General features: G+C 36.4%; 3 protein-coding genes. 2 read left to right on the top strand and 1 reads right to left on the bottom strand.

What is annotated here, in order from left to right; translation table 11 throughout:
- Nucleotides 1-42: 42 nt before the first annotated feature.
- A complete protein-coding gene (locus AB4496_RS13915) occupies nt 43-252 on the top strand; it encodes a hypothetical protein (RefSeq protein WP_016800083.1) in 210 nt (69 codons plus the stop codon).
- Between the two features lie 285 nt (nt 253-537).
- Here the strand turns inward: AB4496_RS13915 and AB4496_RS13910 are convergent, their stop codons facing one another.
- Nucleotides 538-795, bottom strand: a complete 258-nt coding sequence (locus tag AB4496_RS13910) for a hypothetical protein (protein ID WP_016800084.1) — start codon at nt 793-795, stop codon at nt 538-540.
- Nucleotides 796-970: 175 nt separating this feature from the next.
- Between AB4496_RS13910 and AB4496_RS13905 the strand changes: the two genes are divergently transcribed.
- The coding region (locus AB4496_RS13905; protein ID WP_372105369.1) for a recombinase family protein at nt 971-1,316 on the top strand (346 nt) is incomplete at its 3' end.

Raw genomic sequence — 1,316 nt, 5'->3', positions numbered from 1 at the left:
AACAACAAAAGAAAAAAACGATAAATAATAAATAGGAATAGTATGAAGATCACATTTAATTTATTTAAAGATAACCTCTCTTGGGGTGGGATTATTCACCAACTTAATGGTGATGTTTTAAGGCGCCACGTGTTAGTGAGCGGAAACGTGGATGATATGAATATTAAATTTTCATACTGCGAAACGACTTTAACAGGCAGCATTACTGATCAACATGATTGTGTACTTGGTGATTTTAGTATTTTGGCTTAAATCTAAAGCACAGGCTTGTAATTAAGCTTACTAATAATTGATTACACAGTTGTCCGACTGAACTCTAACTCTTTGTTGATTGTGTGCTTGATATCTTGCTCCATAGGCTATTGACTACTTTGGTAAAGCGGCTTGTTAGGAAATCGGTCGACATGCATTCCTCGGCTCGTAATCGCCCCCTGATTTCATTGTAATACAGCAAGATGCGCTTCTTCATATTTCAGCGGAGGCGGAAATTGTGGTGTAAATGACTCTATATGCACCTCTGTTTATAAACCCTAGCCCTTAAAGTGCTTTATCAAATACTTCGGGCGTAATGTTAATATACCAATCTAAATTTACTTTCTTGCGCCTGATTAGCCCTCGCTCCTCAATAATTTCACAAGATACGCGGAAGTTGTTTGGAGGGACCTCTCTCCTAAGAAGTTGGTTAATAGCATGGTTGACCACCGTAGACTTACCTTCTTTGACTCCCTTCACGAATCCCTTTGCCAAACAACTTAATATCTCTTTTTGGATTTGGCTGAGTCTTTGATTTCTCATTTCATATTTTTATTATTCCTTGTAGCAATGATTAAACTTTAAATTTGAGAAGGAGGGTATGTTGTTTGGGTATACCTTATTGTCACTAGTTGAAAATTGCACCTAACCATTAAATGTCATAATATAAATGACATACCTATTTAGATCATAACCTAAAAGTCACTTAATCAAAATTATGTACATATTTGGATACTTAAGAGCATCAACTATCGAACAAGATGCAGAAAGAGCAAAAAAGACCTTATCAGAATTTGTTGAACAAAAAGGACTTCGTATTGCTGCTTGGTATGTTGAGCAAGAATCTGGCGCTTCGTTGCAAAGACCTAAATTACTGCAATTATTAAGTGATGCTAAAAAAGGGGATTTGATCATGATTGAGCAGATTGATCGACTCTCTCGTCTAAATGAATCTAGTTGGTCTAAATTGAAAGAAATGCTGTACGAGAAGGAATTGAAAGTCATTAGCTTGGATTTACCAACTAGTCACATCGCCATGGCTCCTGAAATATCCGATGAGTTCA

Origin of the sequence: Vibrio sp. 10N.222.46.A1 (genome assembly GCF_041473595.1) — a bacterium.
GTDB lineage: Bacteria > Pseudomonadota > Gammaproteobacteria > Enterobacterales > Vibrionaceae > Vibrio > Vibrio tasmaniensis_A.
This window is presented reverse-complemented; position numbering and strand designations above follow the sequence as displayed.